Genomic DNA, 20,622 nt, shown 5'->3' with positions numbered 1-20,622 from the left:
AGTCAGGCCTTCTTCGGTTCCACGAGCATCCGGCCCTTCATTTCCATGTGCATGGCGTGGCAGAACCACGAGCAGTAATACCACCACACGCCCGGCTTGTTGGCCGTGAAGGTGACAGACGCGGTCGCCTGTGGTCCGATCTCCATGTTGACCCCGTAATTGATGATGGCGAAGCCGTGCGTAAGATCTTCGATCTCGTCGATATTGGTGACATACACCGTCACCTCATCGCCCTGCTGGACGGTGAACTCGGTTAGACCGAAGGCTGGCGCGGCAGACGTCATATAAACGCGCACCTTATTGCCATCCCGGATCACCTCATTCGCGTCCATCAGGTCGAGGCCATCGGCTTTCGCCTGAGTGACAGCATCGGCGAAGAATGGATCCTCACGGCTCCAGAAGTTGACGGGATTGATCTTGGAGCGATGAACAATCGTTGCATCGTGCGGTTCGGCAAAACTTGGTCCGTCATGGACAATCACCATCTTCTCACCGGAAATATCGATGAGCTGGTCATTTTCCGGCTTGAGTGGGCCGACATTGAGATAGCGATCCTTGGAGAACTTGTTGAGCGAGATCAGCCACTGACCGTCGGCTTCCTTGGTTTGCCCCATGGAAGTGTGATTGTGACCGGGCTGATAATGCACATCGAGTTTCTGACGGATCGGATCGACCTTTTCACCCTTGAAGGCTCGCTTGGCGTCCTCGATATTCCATTTGCAGATCTGGCTGTCGATGAAGAGCGTTGTATAGGCGTTGCCCTTGCCATCATAAGCCGTATGCAATGGCCCAAGTCCGAGTTCAGGTTCCGCAACCACAGCATCGCGGGGCTTGATCTTGTCGTCGAAAAGCTCATCGAACTTGCGAACGTCGAACACGGTAACGGTCGGCGACAACTTGCCGTTGGCAACCACATGAATACCGTCTGGCGCAGTGTTGATGCCATGCGGGCTGTTCGGCACAGGAATGTAACGCGTATATTTGGAACCGTGACGTCCATCGATGACCGGCACACCGTTGATTTCCTTGAAATCACCCTTGGCAACCGCCTCTTCGATACGCTTCAGGTTGAAGATGACGATCCAGTCCTGCTCGCTCGACATCATTTCGGCGAGCGTCGTACCCTCTTCCGAATTGTAGCAGGTGGCAAAAGCATATTTGCCCTGATAATCGCAGTCGACATTATCCAGATTACCATCGACCATGATCTGCCAGGCAACCTTCATGGTCTCGCCGTCAACGGCCGTGAAGATCGCGTGATATTGCTTGGTATCGGTCAGATTGCTGCCGTCGTTCGGGATCGGCGCGCGATCTTCACCGTTGCAGAAGACATATCCGGTTTTCGGATATTTCTGCACGCGCAAGCCATGCACGGTGTGCTGGTTCGGGAGCTGAATGATCTTGTCGCATTTCATCACATCAAGACGGATGCGGCAGACACGCGTATTGGCCTTGTCGTTGGCGTAGAGATAGCGCCCGTCATAGGTGCCTTCCGTGAAGGACGGGTGCGGGTGGTGCAAGTCACCATTCAGGAAAATGCCCCCGCGATCTTTGAGGAACTCTTGGTCCTGCGGCAGAAGGCCTTCGGTCAGCACCTTAAGGCTTTCATTTGTCTGGCCCCAGCCGGTCGCGCTATCGCGATTGAACACCGGAATGCGCATCAGTTCGCGCATTGATGGCAAGCCGACAATACGGACCTCACCGCTCTGACCGCTGGAAAAGAAGACGTAATATTCGTCCAGTTCTCCGGGCTTCACCTCCGCACTGTGGCCAGCACCGCCGGCAGCTGCTATTGCCGGTTCGGTTGAACCTGCAAACAGCGCGCCACCAAGACCACTTGCGCCGGCAGCAGCCACAAAGGCTGACGAGCCGAGCAGCTGTCTTCGACTAAGCTGCGTTTTTTTGGTTTCTTCAGACATGCTTCTCTCCTTTAGAAAAGTCAGACAGCAGGACCGGTATCGGCAATGCCTTCAACCGGTTTTCCTTTGACTGAGATGACGGGTCTGGCCGGTCCACCGCCACGTTCGGCAGCCGCTGCGAGGGGGGCATTGCGGGCTGCGAATTTTTCACGCTTCACGCGCACCTGGATCATGTGCGGGCAGCGCTGGTCGTCGTGATAGAGTTCCTGACAATGCATGCAGTAAATGCATTCATTGACATTGATCTGCCCCTCCGGATGGATCGCCTCGACCGGGCATTCCTTGGCACAACGGTGGCAGGGCGAACCGCATTCCGGCCAACGTTTCAGCCATTCGAACATGCGGATGCGTCCGGGGATGGCGAGAGCCGCGCCGAGCGGGCACATATAACGGCAGTAGAAGCGCTCGATGAACAGGCCTGCAGTCAGAAGTGTCAGCGCATAAATGACGAACGGCCACTCACGTGTGAATTTGAGAATTATCGAGGTCTTGAATGGTTCGACTTCTGCAAACACTTCCGCCAGAGCGACCGAATAGAGCGACAACCCAAACAGGCCGAGGAAGATCATGTATTTGAGAGGCCAGAGGCGTTCGTGCAGTCCCCATGGAAGCTTGACCTGCGGCACCTTCAGCCATTGGGCGAGATTATTGGTAAGTTCTTGCAGGGCGCCAAACGGGCACAGCCAGCCGCAGAAGGGGCCACGCCCCCAGAACAGCAGCCCCGCCGCCACCGATGCCCACAGAATGAAGATCAGCGGCGATGTCAGGAAGAATTCCCAGTTAAAGCCGGTAATCAGGGAGTTGGTGAAGGTCAGGACGTTGACGACCGACAATTGTGCATTGTTGTAGAAACCGAGCCAGACAAGGATGAACAGAAGATAGCTGCGCCGCAGCCAGGTGAAGAAGCGCGGATGCCTGACCAGACTGTTCTGGAAGAAGAAGATGCCGACAAGAACCGTTATGGCAAAAGCGGTGATGACCACATTGGCACGATTCATCTCCCACATCCGGACCCAGAGCGGATTGCCCTCGCCCAGAATGTCGGCAGCATTGGCTTCGCCGACCGGTTGCGGCTGACGCGGTGCATCTGCTGTCGTTGCTGCAGGCTGCACGGGAGCTGGTTCCGGCTGCTTCGCCAGATACTTTTCCGGCAAACTGTAGCCGAGATCGTAACTGATATTGGCCTTGTCCCGCGCACCGAAACCGCGCTGTACCAGAAGCTGCAGATCCCACGGTTCCGTCACGTTGAAGCCAAACCCGTCAGGCACCTCGAACAGTGCTATCTCGCGCAGACGCGGTGCGCCTTCGGCCATGATATCGCCGATACGGGTATGGTTCTTGTCGCGGAAACGTACGCCCTGCCCGTCCTGCATCAACTCGATGCGGTCAAAGATACCGCCGCGCACATATCCGGAGCCCTTGAAAGAATAGGCTCCGTCGCCCGCAACCAGGATCGCCTGACGTCCTGGCTTCAGCCGCTTTTGCAAGCGTTCGAAGCCATCCTTGCCAAGCAGGCTGATACCGATCGACGGCACCGAGACTGGCGCAACATAAAGTTCGATGAATTCGTCTTCAGGGTTGGTTGTTTCGGGATTTTCGGCGGCACGATCATGTTTGGCGTCACGGAATGCCTGTGTCACATCACCAACCGACAGTTTCAGGCTGCGGACCGATCCGTCACCGATCAATGCCTGCCAGTCCTGTTCATCACGGAGCTGCAGATCAACCGTGCGCTGCGCATCGGCTGCGGCGACCTGCACAGGCGCATTACCGAGCCGCCCACTACGAACGAGCCCGACGGCCGAACGAACGACGCTGTCTCCCATGACGAGCACAGTAACCGTGGCACCGCTGACGATCTCCACCTGCGGAGGCTTGTTCTGGCCAGCCGCGACAGCACTCATGTCACTGTCGACCAGCGAGTTCAGCGCAGCCACAACCTTCGCTTCGGGAATGCCGATCAGCACGATCGGCTCTTTGTGGTCGACCAGTTTTATGCCGCGTATGACGCCTTTGGTATCAATGCCGACGACAATATGGATAGGCTTGCCGGAATAACCGATGGAACTGGTGAAATCAGAATTCAAATAAGCATAACCGATTACCTCACCCCGCTTCATCAGTGGTGCGATTGGCGGCTCGCCCTGCGGCTTGCCGATAGCATCGGCCTCTTTGAAGAGCGCGCTTGCCTCAACCTTGGGAAGGTATTTTTCCAGATCAGCGGCGGATGCTGTGGTCTGCCAGCAGAGCGCCAGAACCATCGCCGCCAACGCGACGACCCTGGCGGCTTCTAGTAAAAATGAAAATGGCTGACTGACACTTGGAAAACCCTGTTCCGGCAGTCGGAAAGCTGGAGCGACCACACGGCCCAATAATGCTATTTTCACGTCCAACCTGCATTTGCTCTGCTATTATTTGCGAGCATGTCTTTCGGTTGGAAACTATCGGATCAGACAGAGAGTTCATTGATTTGGAACAAATACAATAAGAAATCACCCAACAACACGACAAGCAGAAATCCAACGTGTTAAAGGCTCGCCGACACCAAGCCGGGCAAAGCATCCGAACGCGGCTTTCTAGAATCCTGCTATGAACCTAAGGTATCTCGCCGCGCAGATGGCTCGACAGGAAGCCCAGATTGTCCTGTCCCCAATAAACTTCATCTTCATAGATGTAGGTTGGAAATCCGAATACGCCCTTTTCGACGGCAATCTCGCGATCATTTCGCCATTTTCCCTGGACGTCCTCGTCCTGCTCCCGTGACAGGAGATAGGCCCCGTCGAAGCCTGCGGTGTCAGCCACCGCGCGGCGGACATTCGGTTGCCCTATATCCTTCGCTTCTTCCCAGAAGGCATGTTGCAGCGCCCGCACCAGCTGCAACCAGTTCTCGCCGTCAAGATAGACGGCGATCACCAAAAAGGAAGCAGACGTCGGGTCGCCGAGTGCCGGGCGATTTTCCACCAGCAAAGGTTTACCACGAAACTTCGCCCATCGTTTCAGATCACGCGTGCCGTAGGCACGGCGCGCATCGGGACGGTTTCTGGCGAATATTCCGCCATTCTCCTCGATGACAGTCGCCAGATGAGGCTTGATTTCAAACAGATGTCTTGAGGACAGCTCCTCCAACGTATCCAGCCCGAGATATGACCACGGCGATCCGATGGAGAAGAAATATTCGACAGTTTTGGGCACTTTCGATCCTTCAGTTACAGGGAAACAATATTCGGCTCAGTTGAACTTCGGCAGTCCCGGCGGGTTTGTTTCGGATCGGGGAAGCGCTTCTTCCTCCAGCTGCCAGCGCTCGAGAATTCTGGCATAGGCTCCATCCTCGATCAGACCATTGGTAGCTACCGTCAGTGCATCGGCCAGACCGCTCCCCTTGCGGGTTGTGATCGCGACATCGGAACGATCCGGCCAACCTGCGCTCAATGTTCCGACCCGCTTGATATTCTTGTCACGCGCTGCAATGAAAACGAGCTGCGCATGTGGCTGCACAATCACGTCGGCCCGTCCTGACCGGAGCGCAAGCAGGCTTGCGGCTTCATCGTCGTAATATTGCAATTCAATCGGTTTCAGACCGGCGGCAACGTTTTCCTCGCTCCATTTGACGAGAATGCGCTCCTGATTTGTCCCCGCACCTACAATGATGCGCAAACCCGCAGCATCCTTCGGTTCCTTAATAGAGGTGACCGGACTGTCCGACTTGACGAAGAACCCGTGCAGACCCTGCCGATAAGTCGAAAAGTCGAATTTTTCCTTGCGTTCCTCGGTCACGCCAACGTTTGAAATGACGGCATCATACTTGCCGGAAGCCAGCCCCAGCGGCCAGTCGATCCACGCCACCGGAACGAGCTCCAGCTGCAGGCCCAGACTTTCAGCGATCGCAGAAGCATATTCCGGATCGGCGCCGACGACCGTTCGCGCATCAGTGGCATAAGTCGCCAGAGGCGGGCCACCGGGAGCCACGGCCACGGTAAATTTACCCGGCGCAACGAATTTGAAGTCAGCGGGAATGGCTGTGGCCGCCGTCTCATTCTTCTTCGTATGAATACGACCCGGTTGCTCCGGAGAAAGGTCGAAACCGTCTCCTGCCACGGCCGTCAGAACCGGAAATGCCACCCATGCAAGGGCCGCGATCAACAGAGCTCCTGCTCTCATGTAAATTTTCTCCAGTATCACAGAAATATGCGGGTCAGTTCGCGTCCCCTCAAACCGACCCGTCCCTCACCTTTCAACTCACGAGCCGCTCTTCGGCAGTCCCTGCGGGTTGGTTTTGGCTTCGGTGATTGCTTCCGGTCCAAGATTCCAGGTTTCCAGAACCTTCTGATATGCCCCGCTTGCGATCAAATCATTCAGGACATCGGTCAGCGGCTGGGCAAGGCCACTTCCCTTGCGCGTCGTGACGGCAATTTCAGCCGTAATCGGCCAGCCCCCGCTCACAGTGCCGACCAGCTTCGTCTTGCCGTTAATGCCTGCAGAGTAAGCTTGCGTCGCATTTACGCTGAAAACGGCGTCGGCGCGTCCGCTCTGGACGGCGAGATCCTTAACCGCATCATCATCGTAATACTGCACCTCAACGGCTTTCAGACCGGCAGCTACGTTCTGGCGGTCCCATTCCAGCAGGATTTTTTCCTGATTGGTGCCCGCATCTGTGATGACCTTGAGACCGGCAATATCTTTCGGAGACTTGATCTCGCCGATCTCGCTGTCGGATTTCACATAGAAGCCAAGCTCATCCTTGCGATAGGTGGAGAAATCGAATTTCTCCTTACGTTCTTCCGTCACCGTCACATTCGAAATCACTGCATCGAACTTGCCAGAGGAAAGACCCAGCGGCCAGTCAGCCCATGCGACAGAAACCAGTTCCAACTGGAGGCCCAAACTATCGGCGATGATCTGCGCCAGATCGACGTCGTAACCGATGACGGTCTTGGAATCCGACGCATAGTCATGCAGTGGTAGATGTCCGCTGGTGCTTATGCCGATAGTCAGAACGCCGTCCTTGACGAACTTGAAGTTCCTGATTTCCTCGACACGCTTGGCGATCTTCTCGACGCGCAGCCGGTTCGGCTGTTCCGGGCTGAGATCGAATTTCCCCTCGCTGCGTGCGGCACCGGAACCAAGCAACCCAATAGCGATAACTCCGGCGGTCCAGTAACCCGCTTTTCTGATAAATGTCATTTCCCGTCTCCTTGTTGTGTCGGTTCTTCCAGCACCGGTTCAAAGAACCTTGGCCAGAAATTCACGTGTGCGCGGATGCTGCGCGTCGTTGAAAATGCGGGATGGCGGACCGGCCTCTACAATCTGCCCGGCTTCCATAAAGACAACCGTGTCGGCAACTTCACGCGCAAAGCCGGTCTCGTGAGTGACGATCACAAGGGTAGTGCCAGTACGGGCAAGTTCCTTGATGACGTCGAGCACCTCACCGACCAGTTCCGGATCAAGCGCCGAAGTCGGTTCGTCGAACAGGATGACCTTCGGACGAAGCGCCAATGCCCGCGCTATCGCCACGCGCTGCTGCTGCCCTCCGGACAATTGACGCGGATAGGCTTCAACCTTGTCACTGAGGCCGACACGCGCCAGCAGATCAAGCGCCAGCCGGACCGCTGCCTCCCGCGCAAGACCGCGTACCTGGATCGGCGCTTCGATGATGTTTTCAAGAACTGTCATGTGTGGAAAGAGATTGAAGTTCTGGAACACCATCGCAATATCGGCACGGCGTTTGAGAATGTCCTTTTCCTTCAACTCATAGAGCGTGTCTCCGTCCTGACGATAACCGACCAGCGCGCCATCAACGGAAATGAAGCCTTCATCCACACGCTCCAGATGATTGATCGAGCGCAGCAGCGTGGACTTACCGGAGCCGGACGGGCCGAGAATTGCCGTCACACTGCCTGCCGGAAGGGACAATTCCACATGGTTCAGCACCGTGTTCGGGCCGAAGCGCTTGGAAATATCGTGGATATGAATAGGTGCGCCTGCAGACACTGTGCCGACATCGCGGAAACCCGCGACCGGAACCGTCCTGTGCACTTGTCCCGACAACTCCGAGGTCAGCGGCAAGGAGCGCTTGTAGCGATTGAAGAATGCCTGGAATGGCAGGGGAACCGGATTGCGAACCGCACCCTTGGCGAAATAACGCTCGATATAATACTGCGCCACTGAAAGCACGGTCATGATGACCAGATACCAGACCGTCGCCACCATCAGCAGTGGAATGACTTCCAGATTGCGCCGGTAGATCACCTGAACTGTGTAGAACAGCTCCGGCAAGGCGAGCACATAGACCATGGAAGTGCCCTTGGCGAGACCGATGATCTCGTTGAAACCCGTCGGAAGGATGGAACGCATGGCTTGTGGCAGAACAATTCGCAAGGCTTGACGGTTGCGCGGCAGGCCAAGCGCGGCAGCAGCTTCATGTTGACCCTGATCGACGGAGAGAATGCCGCCGCGTACGATTTCGGCGAAGAAGGCTGACTGGTTGAGGGTCAGGCCGAGAAAGGCAGCTGCAAACGGTGTCAGCAATTGTACCGTCGGGTAATCGAACAATACGCGATCTGTGAAAGGCACACTCAGCGTGATGTTCGCATAGAGGTAACCGAGATTGTTCAGGATAAGCAGCAATACGATCAGCGGTATGGAACGCAACAACCATATATAACCCCAGGAAAGGCCTGAAAGCAGCGGCGACCTCGATACACGGGCTAAGGCCAGCAGCGTGCCGAGAATGGAACCTGATACAGCCGCGAGTGCTGTCAGCAGCAGCGTCCGCCCGAGGCCGACGAGCACCGGTTCGGCAAAGAACCATTCAGCAAAAACGTTCCAGCCCCACTGCGGATTGGTAAAGATCGAATAGAGCACAAGCCCGATCACGAGGGCCGCGAACACACTACCCACAAAGCGTGCTGGATGCTTTGCCGGAACGATCCTGTAGCGCGAATAGTCCTGCTTGCGCTCCACGGGGCGGGTTGCAATCTGCGCGTTTGAGAATTCTGTCGTTACTGCCATCTGGTCATTCCTTGGCCTTCAGCCCTGTGATGATGTTCACTGGCTGGCGATATGTTGTCGGTCCGTGATGTGATGATCGTTGCCGCGCCCGAGCGGAGCGACCAGATGGCCGATCTCCTTTTCAAAAGGCAGCGTCTTGTAAATTTCAGGATCCGCACCTGTGTCGAAAAGCGCCGTATAACCATTGTTCAGATAGAGACCGACGGCTTCAGGCTGACGGAAGCCGGTCGTCAGGTAGATGCGGGAATAGCCTTGTCTTGCTGCCTGTTCTTCCAGTTCCACGAGAAGCTTGCGCGCCAGCCCCTGTCGCCGCAGATCCGACCGCGTCCAGATGCGCTTGAACTCCGCAGTACGCGCATCAAAAGCCTTAAAGGCACCGCCGCCGATGGTTTCACCGTCCCGGATCAACAGCACAAAATTACCACCGGGTGGCGCAAACGCCTCGGGCGGATAGCGGTTCATTTCTGCCGCCGCACCTTCCGCATTGAAATATGTGCCGTAACGACTGTCATATTCATACAGAAGCTCATCGATGAGCGGCTTCGCACGTGGATCAAGAGAACTGGTGTACAGAAAGATATCGCTCATCATCATCACCGTCTGTTTTCGTTGAGAAAGGCTTCGGCAAGCTGCACCCAATAGAGGGCAGCTGGCGCGATGATCTGATCGTTGAAGTTGTATTCGGCGCTGTGCAGCGGCGCGCTGTCGCCGTTACCGACGAAGAGATAGCTGCCGGGCTTTGCCTGCAGCATGAAAGCAAAATCCTCGCTGGCAGTGCGTGGCGCAAATGCGCTGTCGAGAGCGTCATCGCCGAAGGCGTCGACTGCAACCTTGCGGGCGAATGCGGTCTCCTCAACCGGATTGATGACAGAAGGGAAGCCCAATCTATAGTCGACCTCCGCAACGGCACCAAAACTTTCAGCCTGAGCGCGAGCAAGCGCCGGGATGCGTATCTGCAATCCGCGCCGCACCTCTTCGCTGTAGGAACGGATCGTCAGTTGCAGTTCCACCGAACCAGGAATGACGTTCGAAGCTTCACCGCCATGAATGGAACCGACCGTGACAACCGCCATTTCACGTGGATCGACATTGCGCGAAACGATGCTCTGCAAGGCGGTAATGAGAGACGCAGCGGCGACAATAGGATCGACAGCATTGTGCGGTTCAGCCCCGTGACCACCCTTGCCGACGATCTTGATGACAGCCTTGTCTACAGATGCCATCGCCGGTCCGGCGACAAACCCGAAACGTCCTGCGGTGACACCCGGCCAGTTGTGCAATCCGAACACGGCATCAGCGGGAAACCGTTCGAAAAGCCCTTCGCTTATCATCTTGCGTGCTCCGGCACCGATTTCTTCTGCCGGTTGAAAAACAAGATCGAGCGTACCGCTGAAATTCCCCGCCTCGGCCAGATATCGCGCAGCCGCGAGCAGGATCGTCGTATGCCCGTCATGACCGCAAGCGTGCATCACACCTTTGTTTCGGCTGGCATAGGGAAGCCCCGTTGCCTCTTCTATCGGTAGAGCGTCCATATCTGCCCGGATCGCGAGACGGCGCTGACCTTCCCCTCGCACCAAGGTTGCAACCACGCCGGTTCCCGCAACTCCCGTCGTGACGTCATAGCCCCAGGAGGCAAGTTTTGAAGCAATGAGGCGGCTCGTGCGATGCTCGTTGAAGGCAAGCTCCGGATGCTGATGAATGTCATGGCGAAGCGCTATGAATTCATCGAGATGCGCGGCAATGCCTTCTCTGGCGGCATCAAGCCTGTTGCGGGATCGGGAGGTAACATCCATGAAACCGGCTCCTCAGGCCCGTGCGGCCTTGTTTACCGGTTGATCTACCGCCGACGAATAACGGCTTTCGCGGAACGGCAGCCCCAGATGATCGCGCAGCGTTTCACCGCTCAGTTCCGGGTTGAAATAGCCACGCTCTTCCAGAATCGGCAGTACATGTTGGATGAAATCGTCGAGACCTTCCGCAATGACGGGAAAGCCGAGAATGAAACCATCGGCGGCTTCGCTTTCCACCCAATCGATCAGTTCATTGGCAATGGCCTCCGCCGTTCCAATAAAGGCGGTGCGGGGTGTCGCGACGTCGAGTGCGATCTCGCGTAATGTGGCACCGGTTTCCCTTGCCGTCTTCTTGATGCGATCTGTCGTAGCGCGGAAACTGTTCTTGCCGATCTCGCCGAGTTCAGGGAAAGGCTCGTCGAGCGGATAGATGCTGAAATCGTGATGATCGAAGAAGCGACCGAGATAAAGCAGCGCCTCTTCGACCGACACCAGATTACGGATCGCCTGATACTTCGCGTCGGCTTCCTCCTGCGTCCGCCCGACAATCGGGCCAATACCGGGGAAAATTCCTACATCGGAAGAACTGCGCCCCTGTGCAACGGCACTTTGCTTTACCTGCCTGTAGAAAGATCGCACGTCCTCAATCTTGGCACCGTTCGTAAACACCGCATCGGCATGTTTACCGGCAAGCCGGATGCCCGAATCCGACGATCCGGCCTGAAATACCACTGGCTGCCCCTGCCTGGAACGGCTGATATTCAGCGGTCCTTCGACATTGAAAAACCGCCCTTTGTGATTAATGCGACGTAACTTGTTTTTATCGACATAGACGCCGTTTTCGCGATCGCGGACGAAAGCATCGTCATCCCAGGAATCCCAGAGCCCTTTGATGACGTCGAGATATTCGTCCGCGATTTCATAGCGTAGTTCGTGTTCCGGATGCGGGCGCCCGTAATTACGGCCTGACCCTTCCAGCGGGGAGGTAACAGCATTCCATCCGGCGCGTCCGCCAGAAATAAGATCCAGCGAAGCGAACTGGCGCGCGATGGTGAAGGGGTCACTGTAGGACGTCGATACCGTACCTACCAAACCAATTTTTGAGGTGGAAGCAGCGAGTGCCGAAAGGATCGAGATCGGTTCAAAACGATTGAGGAAATGCGGTATTGACTGTTCATTGACGTAAAGTCCGTCAGCAACAAAGGCGAAGGCGATCCCCGCCGCCTCTGCCTTGCGCGCGGCATTGACGAAGAACTCGAAATTGGTGCTTGCATCGGCGGGTCCACTTGGATGCTTCCATGCGTTCATATGGCCACCGGCCCCCTGCAGCATGACGCCAAACGTGATTTGTTTTCGTTCACTCATGTCTTTTCTCCAAGGAAGAGTTCGACGCCATGCGTCCATCTTGCAGTTCCGGTCGCGCTGCATCCGCACCGAGCAGCTAGACGTTTTCCATGGGGAGCAGCGTAAGCACCCGTCGGCCTGCCGATAAGAAAAGTAATTCTATAATTTTTATATACTTTAAAATTGCAATGCAGCATAAAGCGGCACAATACAGAATATGCCATAGAGTCAATTAGATAGCGTGGTTATGACGTCATTCATTCTTGTCCGTGACAAGCTCAAAAGAAAAATCTGACTGAAAAGAGGTGGATTTTGAGACGTCTGTTCCTTGAGGAAGAATGTTTGGTGGCCCACCATTCAAACATGGATACGAGCTATACCTATATCATCATCGCCCTGCTCCCGTTTCTGCTTTGGAGCGCGATTATCTTCGTATTGTCGGAAGCCGACATCCAAGCCGATTGCCGGGACTCCGAGGATATGAATGACGATCGCCCGACCGACGATCAGATGGCCGATATCGTGACCATTCCCTACGGTCTAATTTTCCCGCTTTATTATCATACACCGACCGCATCGCGCGAAATCGGTTAAAACAGCCACGATACTGCGACACTCGGCCAGCCACGGTAAGCTATTAATTCTCTCGATTTCATGCAAAGCATTCCGGCGAAACATCGGCGGAGTGGTTATGCTTACGAAGAAGGGCAAATACGGTCTGAAGGCTCTGGCTCATCTCGCCGCACTTGAACCGGGAGAAAGTGCGTTCGTCGCCGATATTGCCACCCAGAACAATATCTCCAAGAAATTTCTCGACGCAATCCTGCTGGAATTGCGCAATGACGGCATTCTGCGGTCGAAGAAAGGTCCCGGTGGCGGTTATAGCCTTTCCAAGCCTGCGTCGGAAATTACCATTGGTCAGGTCGTCCGTGTTCTCGACGGACCACTGGCACCAATCCGTTGCGCCAGCCGCACAGCGTACGAGCCGTGCAACGACTGCGAGGATCATCGCGCCTGTCAGGTACGTCGATCCATGCTGCTGGTGCGCGAAGCAATAGCAGGCGTTCTCGATAGGATGACGCTGGAACAGTTTACCCGCAACGGTGGGTTGGAAGACGACCGCTCTGCGCCCGCTTGGGCGCAGTTAAGCGCCTGATATAGTGTCCAGAAGGCGATAGCCGCCATTGTGATATAGAAGCGGCTCACCGGAACCCGTAACGATTTTCAGAACGCGACCGATCACGATTGCATGTGTATGACGTTCGATCACGTCTTCCACGGCGCAATCAACGGAAGCCAATGCGCCAGCAAGTGCTAGCGCACCGCTTTCTAGTGCATACCATTCAGCATCCGCATAACGTTCAACGCCCTTGATGCCACCCTTGCCAGCAAAACGATCGGCAATGGACTGATGGCCGGAGGACAGCACATTCACGCAGAAATGGTTATGGCGACTAATCGCCGACCAGACCGATGAACCGCGATTGATATTTACGATAATCGTTGGCGGCTCAACCGAAAGCGCTGTGGCTGACGTCACTGTCGCCCCGGTGCGCCCTTCATCGAAACCCGCCGTGACAACACTCACGCCACCTGCAAGCTGTCTCATGGCTACTTTAAGTTCGCCTGGAGAAACCTCGATATCTTCAGGCTCTTCAACATATTGCGGAATACTCTCGCGGAGATATGTTACCGTTGATCCCATCTCTGTTTATTACTCCAGATTTATCAATCTGCCATACGGTAGCAGCGCTCGGCAAATTGGCCGAGAATGCCATTTCTATAATCGACTGATTTTGTAGAAAATTAGAACCCGCCTCTAAAACGGAAGTAGATGTGCGGCAATGTCACTATGTGCCACTGATTAATGCTCGCAGCAGTTACGCTGAAAAGCCCAAATTACTTACAATTTTGGTTCATTAGAACCGTCTCGAAAATAATCAGAAACAGATCTCGAGATTTGTTTCATGACTTTATTCCAATCGTAATTGAATTGATCGGAGGGCTAACCTGCCCAAACGACACTGAGTTCTGGTTTCCTTGTGCCAGATGCGGGAAGCAGCCGCCCAAAGTCCGTGAGGATTTGCGCATAATCCTCTGCGTGGAATTCATAGGGAAGCTCCAGGCGGAATTCAGACACAAGCGGCAGAATCGGATCGACTGCCAGCTTTTCGAGAATTTCTTCCGTCGTCCCGACAATATCAGGCAAGAACAGTGTGCGGCGTGGACCATGGGAAAACCCCTTTCGCTTATCACGTTCAGCCGCAAATTCCGCATAACGACGACGCGCGTCCGGGCTGGCGCCATCTGTTGGCAATATCACACGCCCAAGTGCAACACGCGGCGCACGTTCATGCGCCCATTCCTGACGGAAACGTTCAATCAATGCTTTCTGCGCAGTCAGAAAACTGTCGGTGTTTTCACCGCTGACAATATTTCCAGTCAAAAGATTAAAGCCGGCTTGTCCCGCCCATTTGGCAGAATTTTGCGAACCCCCGCCATACCACAGGCGTTCGGTCAGCCCTTCCGCAAACGGTCTCAAACGCGGGATTTGGGCACCAGCGGCATTGCCTGCCTCCGTCTTGCCGGACAGTGGCTCTGAACGTAGGGCACGCGCCAGTTTTTCAGCCCGTGAGTGACTGTAATCTGCAATTGGAACGGCATCGACAAAGTCCGCGATCAGATGAGCGAAGGGCGGTTCGCCGACCGAAACACCAACATTCAGCCTGCCATTCGAAAGCAGATCGACCGTCGCCAGATCCTCAGCCAGACGAAACGGATTTTCATAGCCAAGCTGAATAACCGCGGTGCCAAGACCAATCCGTTTTGTCCGCTGCGAAGCTGCTGCGAGAAAGGTGGCGGCGGATGAAATGCCGCGCTCCAGATGGCGCTGCCGCACCCATGCACTGTCGTATCCCAGCCGCTCTCCATGCTCGAAAAGCTGCAATGTATCCTCTAAACCCTGCGCGGGATCATTTTCGCGATGACTGCCAGGAATGAGAAAGGCAAAATGTCCAATGTGTGAAAGGGGCATGGTTTGTTTCCCTGCTCATGCAGCGGCTTCGCGATAGCTTTGAAGCCGCGCCAGAATGTTTGCTTCCTGCACCACCTTACGCTCCTGTACACGCTGGGTTGCTTCTTCGAAGGAGGCTGATGCTGGATAAAGTGGCGAGGAGATCGGCTGGCCCAATTTGGTGCCAATGTGCTTTTCAAAGGGCAGTGAGCGATATTGCAGAACATCGACGGATGTATCGAAAAGCGGACGATAGCCGAGTGCGATGTAGAGCGCAGTTGCTTCTGGTTGGCGGAAGCCCGTAGACAGATAAGCGCGCGTATAGCCCAGATTGCCTGCACTTTCTTCGAGCGCCAGCACAATGCGGCGTGCCAGCCCCTGCCTGCGCAAATGCGACGCGGTCCAGATACGTTTGAGCTCCACGGTTTCATCGTCGTGGCTCATATAGGCGCCACCGGCAATGGTTTCCCCATCGCGTTGAAGCAACAGGAATCCGCCAAGCGGCGGTGCAAATGCGTCCGTGGGGTAACGCAGAATTTCTGCGCGCGCACCACCGGGTCGGTCCAGATCGGCATAACGAAGATCATATTCGTGAGCCAGACCATCAATAAGGGGCTGCGCTGCCGGATTCAAAAGAGAGGACTGGACAATAATATCAACCATGGAAAGCCTCCGCTGAACAAATGCTGCCCGACTTTGTTGAGTGGGAGCAAAAAGCCGCCGTCGAACAGTATCTTCCTTTAACGGTGCCTCTTTGCTTGCACGTTTGCACGGCATGAACGTTTAATGAGTGTGCAAATATTGGAAGATCGTTGCTCGATTAATATTCTACAAAAAACATAGATTACTCCTCATCAAATTGTTGATGAGGATGAAATGCCCTACGCGCTCAGTTTTCTCGATAAAAGTCCCATTCATGACGGCGAAGCGGCTCAAACGGCACTGGCCCGCACGATAAAGCTTGCGCAGAAAGCAGAAACCGCAGGTTTTCATCGCTTCTGGGTGGCTGAACATCACAACTCACCAGAGCTCGCCAGTTCATCACCGGAAGTGTTGATCAGCTTTTTGCTGGCACATACCAAACATATCCGAGTTGGTTCAGGCGGCGTTATGTTGCAGCATTACAGCACCTACAAGGTCGCAGAAAATTTCAATCTCCTGTCTTCACTGGCGCCCGGACGTGTCGATCTGGGTGTGGGCAAAGCCCCTGGGGGACTGCCGCTTTCAACCCGTGCCTTGCAGGGCGCCTATGCCCCTGATCGGAAACCATCCTTCAATGAGCAACTGATTGAGTTAGATAAATTTCTCGACCAAAGCCCGGAAAATACCGCCGACCGGAACGGCCTTGCCGCTTATCCGGTTCCGCCACAAAAACCTGAACGTTTCCTGCTGGGTGCGAGCGTCGAAAGTGCTGAGCTTGCCGCACGTCTCAACTGGAACTTCGTCTATGCGGCTCATATTCAGGGTGACCCGACAGCCATAAAGGAAGCCGTTGACGCCTATCAGGCAATCACAAACCGTCCTGCCATTTTAGCTGTCGGCGTAATCGTTGCGGAAAGCGATGCCGAGGCAGAGAGGCTTGCAGTTGATATTCGGCGCTTCCGTGTTGCAGCCGAAGGTTTGCAGCCGGTCAACGTCGGCAGCCACGAACAAGCGCTCGAATATGTAAGGCAGGCAGGCGCCACGCAATACACGATTGAAGAACGCACGCCACGTGTGATCCGTGGCACGGCCATCCACGTTCACACTGAGCTTCAACGCCTGCACCGTGAGTTTGGCATCGCTGAGTTTGTCATCGACTGCCCGGTTTCCGAAGGAAGCCATCGGCTCAAAACGATCGAACTTCTCGCCGAAGCGCGCCCGGCCATAGCGGCATAACTCTGCCACTTTCCCGACACCGGATGGTGGTTACGCATCGGTTGACGCTATGGGAGAATAGGCAGCGAGTTCACCAAAATCTGCTTATTTGCTCATTCATTATCGGGCATGCCGTTCTGCTTGAGTTCGGCAAACTTGCTAACCATCGTTGGGTTACCGCGCGTGAGCCGCTTGACTGTCAGGTCCTCCGCCTTGTCGTTTGCAAGCCGCAAGTTGTTGGCCGACTTGTGAAGCGCTTCCTTCGTTTTCTCCAGATCCTTGATAGCCTCGTCGATGCGTTTGACTGCTTCCTCAAAGCCATCTGAAGCCAGACGCCAGTTGCGCCCGAATGCGGCTTTAAAGTCATCAAGCTGGGATTCGAAGTTTGTTATGTCGACATTTTGCGCCTTCACCAGTGCCAGCTCATTCTTGTAGTGGAGCGAGTTCATCGCCGCATTGCGCAGCAGCGTGATGATCGGGATGAAAAACTGCGGTCGGACGACGTACATTTTCGGATAGCGGTGGGATACGTCAATGATCCCGGTGTTGTAGAGCTCATTCTCGGGCTCAAGCAACGAGACCAGAACGGCATATTCACAGCCTTTCGCGCTCCGGTCCTTGTCTAATTCTTTGAGAAAGTCTTCGTTCTTCTTCTTGGTAGCCGTCTCGTCATTTTCGTTCTTCATCTCGAACATGATCGAGACGATTTCAGAACCTGCATCGTCCATGTCGCGGAAGATGAAGTCGCCCTTGCTACCGTTGCGCGCGTCGTTATCCTTCTCAAAATACGCACGGGGGAAAGCCGTCGCACGAATGCGGTCAAACTCGATTGAGCAGTGCTGCTCCAGCGTCTCGCCGATCATTTTTGTCGATAGTTTCGCTTTCATATCCCTCAGACGCTCGATTGCGTCGTTGCGATCCTTCAGCTGCGTTTCGTACTTGTCCCTGAGTGCAGTTTCGGCAAGCTGTTTTTCGAGCGTGATCCGAGCAAGCCCATTCTTCAGTTCGTCACGCTCTTTCTCAACCGTATTGACGGCTTCGGTGACCGCGAGCTTCTGCGAAAGCTCCCCTGCATCGAGCCTGGCCTTCAGGCTCTGGATCTCCGCGTCTTTAGTGGTGGCTGCTTTCTGTAGTTCAGCAATAAGCTTCGCCTCGGCCAGTTTTGATGCAGCCTCCTGCTCCCGTCTTGCTTTCTCAAGCTCATGCAAAAGAGTATCGCGTTGTTTTTCGACAGCACTCAGCGCCTCAGCAACTGCGAGTTTCTGCGCGACTTCACCGGATTCAAGTCTTGCCCTCAGTTCCTGGATTTCAGAATCCTTGGCTGCGGCAGTCTTCTGCAATTCATTGGCAATTTTAGCCTGTGCAAGCTCAACAGCGTTACGCTTGTCGTGATCAGCCAACTCCAAGCGCTCATGCAGCTGCTTCTCGAAATCACTGTCACGCACCTGCTTCAGGATATCGGCATAGCCCGTCTCATCGATCTTGAATGCCTTGTTGCAATGCGGGCAGATGATTTCATGCATGATTATTTCCATTAGCCTTGGCCAGACGCTCTTGGAGAAACTCCTGGAGCTGCTATTGATCCGTCATCTTGTGAACGATCACTGTCTACGCGGTCAAGGTCATTTACGGTTGCTTAACCAGGCCTGCGGTCTAGCGAACCGAAGAACCCGGCTGAAATCAGCCACGCTACAACATGAAGCAGTGCTCGCCGACTGACAGCACAGATGACCGATTGATGGTCAAACGGCTGTACCAACGAATGGATAGCGCATCCGGCTTGCTTGTAGTTTCAGCTATCGGCTTTAAACCAATAAATACGTCGTGGCCTGCGGGTCGAAGCCAACAATACGCTTACCTTCATCGAAGGCAGTCAGCATCTGTTCGCGAAGCGACAACCTTGCATTCATTGCCGCCGCCGGATCAATTGCAAGCAGGCGATCGATATCGCCCGGTATTTTCACGCGTCGAGCATCTGCAGGAAACTCAAGTTTCTGGCCTCGAGATCGAGCTTCTACACGCAGATCGTCCAATTGCCAGTCAGCCACGATCCGGTCCGAAGGCAACCCAGAATTGATACCGACCATAGGGCCGTAATAGTCGATATGATAAGTGGACGATGTGGCCCCGAGGCTCGCAATGTTCAGACTGGCATTGACCGCCCGGATCGGATCATAGGTCCAGCGCACATGCGTAATGCCTCTCGCAAGGCACCAATCGCGCTGGAACCACTTCATCCGCGCGCCAAGTTTCAAGCCTCTTGCTTCCGGAAGAACCGCCAGACGGTGAGAATGCTGAACACCCGGCGTTGCACTTGGGAAACCAAAGATGAAGCCTATCATCTTCCCGCCATCGAACGCTCCGGCGACAAGGCCGCCTTCGTGCTGGATGGCGAGCAATAGGTCTGAGGCATCGACAGGATCGTCGTCTCCCCACACCAGCCGCTGAACAGTCTCCGAATCCTTCATCTCGTCGAGAGAGGCGAGCTCGCGGACCAATATTTCGCTCATGCGACGAAATCCTCGCGATGGCTGGTGACCGTATCGAGAAATGCATGATCCAAGGTCACACCGATACCCGGACCGTTCTTGGGAACGGCCATTCGTCCATTTTCGGCTTCCAGCGGCTCGTTGACAATATCGCGCGGGAAGTAGCGGCTGGCGGACGATGTGTCCCCCGGTTTGGTGAAATTTGGCAGTGTGGACAGGTGAATATTGTGCGCCCGACCAATGCCTGCTTCAAGCATCCCACCGCACCATACAGGCACATCAAAGGCTGCGCAGACATCGTGAATTGCGCGTGATGCACTATGTCCACCGACTCGACCCACCTTGATATTGATGACACGGCAAGCTCTTGCGACAAGCGCCTTGCGCGCATCCACCGAAGACCGGATGCTCTCATCCAGGCAGATGGCAGTCAGCAGCTTTTCCTGCACATGGACATGATCGGTAATGTCATCGAAAGCCAGCGGCTGTTCGATGTAATCGAGTGCGAAAGCATCCATCGCTTTCAGAAGCGGCAAGTCGGAAAGCCGGTAGTCTGTATTGGCATCAACCGTCAGCTTGGCTTCCGGGAAGCGCTCACGCACCGCCTGAATCATAGCGAGATCATGACCGCGCTTGATCTTCAGCTTAACGCGCTTGTAACCGGCATCGAGCGAGGCAGCGACCCGGTCAATCGTCGTTGGAATATCGGCAATGCCAAGGCTGACACCCACGTCGATAGCATCGCGAACGCCACCAAGCGCAACGCTCAATGGTAGGTTCAGTGCTTTTGCCCACAGGTCCCATATCGCCATCTCAACCATGGCCTTGCTCATTCTGTGTCCGCGCCATGGATCGAGAATGGCTGCAAGATCGGCGGGGCCGTTAAAGCGTTTGCCAACAATCTGGGACAACAGCACATCGCGCAGGAAAGAGAGCGAACCGGAGATGGTCTCCTCCAGATAATCCGGCAACGGATCCATCACACCTTCGGCATAACCTTCCAGGCCTTCAGCCCGCAAGGTGAGGATCGGAATGATCTTTTCAGTCATTGTTCCGGTGGAAATCACGAAAGGCACGAGCAGCGGCAAACGTATGACCCGTATTTCAGCCGCCTCGATTTTTAACCCGGCGAAGATTGGCGCTACGTGCATCGGACACTCCATCCGTGAGTACAAATGATCAATCTGGTCCAGGAGTTCCAC

18 protein-coding genes are annotated in these 20,622 nt (G+C 55.0%); 3 read left to right on the top strand and 15 right to left on the bottom strand.

Annotated features, from left to right (window positions below):
• Positions 1–2: 2 nt before the first annotated feature.
• The 9 genes from nosZ to ABDF71_RS20150 all read right to left on the bottom strand — a co-directional run bounded on the left by nosZ (position 3) and on the right by ABDF71_RS20150 (position 12,082).
• On the bottom strand, positions 3–1,919 hold the full coding sequence (nosZ, locus tag ABDF71_RS20190) for a TAT-dependent nitrous-oxide reductase (RefSeq protein WP_010660650.1): 1,917 nt from the start codon (positions 1,917–1,919) through the stop codon (positions 3–5).
• A gap of 20 nt (positions 1,920–1,939) precedes the next feature.
• Positions 1,940–4,180: a regulatory protein NosR gene (locus ABDF71_RS20185; RefSeq protein WP_258124694.1), complete on the bottom strand. Its 2,241-nt coding sequence runs from the start codon at positions 4,178–4,180 to the stop codon at positions 1,940–1,942.
• 334 nt (positions 4,181–4,514) lie between these two features.
• Complete coding sequence (locus tag ABDF71_RS20180; RefSeq protein WP_258124691.1) at positions 4,515–5,111, bottom strand: 2-hydroxychromene-2-carboxylate isomerase; 597 nt, start codon at positions 5,109–5,111, stop codon at positions 4,515–4,517.
• 36 nt (positions 5,112–5,147) lie between these two features.
• Positions 5,148–6,077 carry an ABC transporter substrate-binding protein gene (locus tag ABDF71_RS20175; protein ID WP_010660647.1) on the bottom strand — a complete coding sequence of 310 codons (930 nt, stop codon included), beginning with the start codon at positions 6,075–6,077 and terminating at the stop codon, positions 5,148–5,150.
• A gap of 78 nt (positions 6,078–6,155) precedes the next feature.
• On the bottom strand, positions 6,156–7,100 hold the full coding sequence (locus ABDF71_RS20170) for an ABC transporter substrate-binding protein (protein WP_010660646.1): 945 nt from the start codon (positions 7,098–7,100) through the stop codon (positions 6,156–6,158).
• A 39-nt stretch (positions 7,101–7,139) separates the two neighbouring features.
• Positions 7,140–8,927: an amino acid ABC transporter permease/ATP-binding protein gene (locus ABDF71_RS20165; protein ID WP_308669814.1), complete on the bottom strand. Its 1,788-nt coding sequence runs from the start codon at positions 8,925–8,927 to the stop codon at positions 7,140–7,142.
• Positions 8,928–8,963: 36 nt separating this feature from the next.
• Complete coding sequence (locus tag ABDF71_RS20160) at positions 8,964–9,515, bottom strand: GNAT family N-acetyltransferase (RefSeq protein WP_036596283.1); 552 nt, start codon at positions 9,513–9,515, stop codon at positions 8,964–8,966.
• A gap of 5 nt (positions 9,516–9,520) precedes the next feature.
• Positions 9,521–10,720 (bottom strand): M20 aminoacylase family protein, encoded by a 1,200-nt coding sequence (locus ABDF71_RS20155; RefSeq protein WP_258124690.1) that lies wholly within the window; start codon positions 10,718–10,720, stop codon positions 9,521–9,523.
• 12 nt (positions 10,721–10,732) lie between these two features.
• Positions 10,733–12,082, bottom strand: a complete 1,350-nt coding sequence (locus ABDF71_RS20150; protein ID WP_258124689.1) for an LLM class flavin-dependent oxidoreductase — start codon at positions 12,080–12,082, stop codon at positions 10,733–10,735.
• 324 nt (positions 12,083–12,406) lie between these two features.
• On the opposite strand from ABDF71_RS20150, the gene ABDF71_RS20145 reads away from it, so the two are divergent.
• Both ABDF71_RS20145 and ABDF71_RS20140 read left to right on the top strand, forming a co-directional pair.
• On the top strand, positions 12,407–12,655 hold the full coding sequence (locus tag ABDF71_RS20145) for a hypothetical protein (protein ID WP_010660641.1): 249 nt from the start codon (positions 12,407–12,409) through the stop codon (positions 12,653–12,655).
• A 97-nt stretch (positions 12,656–12,752) separates the two neighbouring features.
• The gene (locus ABDF71_RS20140; protein ID WP_258124688.1) at positions 12,753–13,217 is read left to right on the top strand and encodes an RrF2 family transcriptional regulator; all 465 of its coding nucleotides are present in this window, start codon (positions 12,753–12,755) and stop codon (positions 13,215–13,217) included.
• Here ABDF71_RS20140 and ABDF71_RS20135 read toward each other — a convergent pair.
• The 3 genes from ABDF71_RS20135 to ABDF71_RS20125 form a co-directional block, all read right to left on the bottom strand.
• On the bottom strand, positions 13,206–13,766 hold the full coding sequence (locus ABDF71_RS20135; protein ID WP_036578116.1) for a flavin reductase family protein: 561 nt from the start codon (positions 13,764–13,766) through the stop codon (positions 13,206–13,208). The genes ABDF71_RS20140 and ABDF71_RS20135 overlap by 12 nt on opposite strands.
• A gap of 300 nt (positions 13,767–14,066) precedes the next feature.
• Positions 14,067–15,095, bottom strand: coding sequence for an LLM class flavin-dependent oxidoreductase (locus tag ABDF71_RS20130; RefSeq protein WP_258124687.1), 1,029 nt, complete (start codon positions 15,093–15,095; stop codon positions 14,067–14,069).
• 15 nt (positions 15,096–15,110) lie between these two features.
• Complete coding sequence (locus ABDF71_RS20125; RefSeq protein ID WP_258124686.1) at positions 15,111–15,737, bottom strand: GNAT family N-acetyltransferase; 627 nt, start codon at positions 15,735–15,737, stop codon at positions 15,111–15,113.
• A 213-nt stretch (positions 15,738–15,950) separates the two neighbouring features.
• On the opposite strand from ABDF71_RS20125, the gene ABDF71_RS20120 reads away from it, so the two are divergent.
• Positions 15,951–16,952, top strand: coding sequence for an LLM class flavin-dependent oxidoreductase (locus ABDF71_RS20120; protein ID WP_258124685.1), 1,002 nt, complete (start codon positions 15,951–15,953; stop codon positions 16,950–16,952).
• Positions 16,953–17,044: 92 nt separating this feature from the next.
• On the opposite strand, the gene ABDF71_RS20115 is transcribed toward ABDF71_RS20120, so the two are convergent.
• The 3 genes from ABDF71_RS20115 to menC form a co-directional block, all read right to left on the bottom strand.
• Positions 17,045–18,454, bottom strand: coding sequence for a DUF2130 domain-containing protein (locus ABDF71_RS20115; RefSeq protein WP_258124684.1), 1,410 nt, complete (start codon positions 18,452–18,454; stop codon positions 17,045–17,047).
• 282 nt (positions 18,455–18,736) lie between these two features.
• Complete coding sequence (locus ABDF71_RS20110; protein WP_258124683.1) at positions 18,737–19,441, bottom strand: GNAT family N-acetyltransferase; 705 nt, start codon at positions 19,439–19,441, stop codon at positions 18,737–18,739.
• On the bottom strand, positions 19,438–20,571 hold the full coding sequence (menC, locus tag ABDF71_RS20105; protein WP_258124682.1) for an o-succinylbenzoate synthase: 1,134 nt from the start codon (positions 20,569–20,571) through the stop codon (positions 19,438–19,440). The genes ABDF71_RS20110 and menC overlap by 4 nt, the downstream gene beginning before the upstream one ends.
• Positions 20,572–20,622 lie beyond the last annotated feature (51 nt).

It is taken from the genome of Ochrobactrum sp. WV_118_8 (assembly GCF_039631535.1).
Taxonomy (GTDB): domain Bacteria; phylum Pseudomonadota; class Alphaproteobacteria; order Rhizobiales; family Rhizobiaceae; genus Brucella; species Brucella anthropi.
Note: the sequence above shows the minus strand (reverse complement) of the source record. Positions and strands in the feature narration are given on the sequence as shown.

Bases quoted from the DNA above. Each gene is read 5' to 3' on its own strand.
- nosZ (WP_010660650.1), bottom strand. From the start codon at position 1,919: ATGTCTGAAGAAACCAAAAAAACGCAGCTTAGTCGAAGACAGCTGCTC.
- ABDF71_RS20185 (WP_258124694.1), bottom strand. From the start codon at position 4,180: ATGGTTCTGGCGCTCTGCTGGCAGACCACAGCATCCGCCGCTGATCTG.
- ABDF71_RS20175 (WP_010660647.1), bottom strand. From the start codon at position 6,077: ATGAGAGCAGGAGCTCTGTTGATCGCGGCCCTTGCATGGGTGGCATTT.
- ABDF71_RS20170 (WP_010660646.1), bottom strand. From the start codon at position 7,100: ATGACATTTATCAGAAAAGCGGGTTACTGGACCGCCGGAGTTATCGCT.
- ABDF71_RS20165 (WP_308669814.1), bottom strand. From the start codon at position 8,927: ATGGCAGTAACGACAGAATTCTCAAACGCGCAGATTGCAACCCGCCCC.
- ABDF71_RS20160 (WP_036596283.1), bottom strand. From the start codon at position 9,515: ATGAGCGATATCTTTCTGTACACCAGTTCTCTTGATCCACGTGCGAAG.
- ABDF71_RS20155 (WP_258124690.1), bottom strand. From the start codon at position 10,720: ATGGATGTTACCTCCCGATCCCGCAACAGGCTTGATGCCGCCAGAGAA.
- ABDF71_RS20150 (WP_258124689.1), bottom strand. From the start codon at position 12,082: ATGAGTGAACGAAAACAAATCACGTTTGGCGTCATGCTGCAGGGGGCC.
- ABDF71_RS20140 (WP_258124688.1), top strand. From the start codon at position 12,753: ATGCTTACGAAGAAGGGCAAATACGGTCTGAAGGCTCTGGCTCATCTC.
- ABDF71_RS20135 (WP_036578116.1), bottom strand. From the start codon at position 13,766: ATGGGATCAACGGTAACATATCTCCGCGAGAGTATTCCGCAATATGTT.
- ABDF71_RS20130 (WP_258124687.1), bottom strand. From the start codon at position 15,095: ATGCCCCTTTCACACATTGGACATTTTGCCTTTCTCATTCCTGGCAGT.
- ABDF71_RS20125 (WP_258124686.1), bottom strand. From the start codon at position 15,737: ATGGTTGATATTATTGTCCAGTCCTCTCTTTTGAATCCGGCAGCGCAG.
- ABDF71_RS20120 (WP_258124685.1), top strand. From the start codon at position 15,951: ATGCCCTACGCGCTCAGTTTTCTCGATAAAAGTCCCATTCATGACGGC.
- ABDF71_RS20115 (WP_258124684.1), bottom strand. From the start codon at position 18,454: ATGCATGAAATCATCTGCCCGCATTGCAACAAGGCATTCAAGATCGAT.
- ABDF71_RS20110 (WP_258124683.1), bottom strand. From the start codon at position 19,441: ATGAGCGAAATATTGGTCCGCGAGCTCGCCTCTCTCGACGAGATGAAG.
- menC (WP_258124682.1), bottom strand. From the start codon at position 20,571: ATGCACGTAGCGCCAATCTTCGCCGGGTTAAAAATCGAGGCGGCTGAA.